1 protein-coding gene is annotated in these 1,343 nt (G+C 44.6%); it reads left to right on the top strand.

Annotated features, from left to right (window positions below; translation table 11 throughout):
- Positions 1 to 939: IS110 family transposase (locus K1M91_RS21150; protein WP_232804239.1), on the top strand; the 939-nt coding region annotated here is incomplete at its 5' end.
- Positions 940 to 1,343: the final 404 nt, after the last annotated feature.

The following is a 1,343-nucleotide window of genomic DNA, read 5'->3' on the forward strand; positions in this document are numbered from 1 at the left end:
AAAAAAATTAAAGCTGACAAAGATGAACTGATGATGTTACTCGAACCCTACATTGGCCAAGTGGTTGTCGGAGTGGAATGCATGCACTGCTGGTACTGGGTTTCTGATTGGTGCGAGGAGCAAGGCATCGACTTTGTCCTTGGTCATGCACTATATATGAAAGCCATTCACGGTGGCAAAACCAAAAACGATAAAGTCGACTCCTTTAAAATTGCCTCACTCTTGCGCGGTGGCAACTTTCCTTTGGCTTATACCTACCCCAAAGAAATGCGCGCGGCCCGTGATTTACTTCGCCGAAGAACCAAAATCGTTCGCCATGGTGCCATGCTTAAAGGCCATGTGGTCAATACCAACAGTCAATATAATTTGCCCTCCATGGAACTCAACCTGAAGAACAAATGTGCCAGAGAAGCTCTGCGAAGCAATTTTGATGATCCCATTGTCCAGCGCAATATCGATATGGATATGGCATTGCTGGATTTCTATGCCAAAGAGCTCTCCCAAGTAGAGTTTTTTATTGAAAGGCAGGCTAATTCCATGCAGCCTACCTACCTTCAGATACTGAGAACTGTGCCAGGTATAGGAAAAATACTCGCCCTCACTATCTTATTTGAAATTGGTGATATTCAGCGTTTTGAGTCGGTGCAAAAGTTTGCTTCTTATTCTAGGCTGGTCAAATGCAAAGCTGAATCGGCTGGAAAAACTTACGGTACTCAAGGCAACAAAATTGGCAATGCGCATTTGAAGTGGGCTTTTTCGGAAGCTGCAGTGCTCTATCTCAGGGGCAATGAAAAAGCCCGCAATTACCTCAACAAATTACAAAAGCGAATGAGCAAAGCAAAAGCTTTATCAGCGCTTGCGCATAAACTCGGGCGCTGTGTCTACTTCATGTTAAAAAACAAAACGGTGTTTGATGAGAAACGATTTTTAGCAGGTTAAAGTCGCGCAATAAGGTGAGCTGAACATCTAACTAGATAATCGCGAGCACGCCTTTAGTCATCTAAACCAGTGGAGCTACGACTTCCAGATCTGATGATTAATATGCCAAAGCACTAAGCTACGTAGCCTTGATTCGACACCTTATTGGCGCGCACCAATACAATCAGCAAAATCGCTTACACCTTGGCTGAGCCTGGAACTAACTGTGCTTAAAGCACCTTTGTCTTGAATAGCGCCAGCGCAGGGTTAACCGATAAATGTCTAGTGCCCCTGTCATTTCTAGGGATGGAAAAACAACAGGCAGCGGTGAGACCGCAATAAGAGAGCCTCTATATGTGTTTGCTGTAGGCGATGATCTGACAGCTGCATGACAAACGAAGTAAACGGCTTTGCTGATTGACTTG

The sequence above is a fragment of the Motilimonas sp. E26 genome (assembly GCF_021278025.1).
Classification (GTDB): Bacteria; Pseudomonadota; Gammaproteobacteria; order Enterobacterales; family CBDFNC01; genus Motilimonas.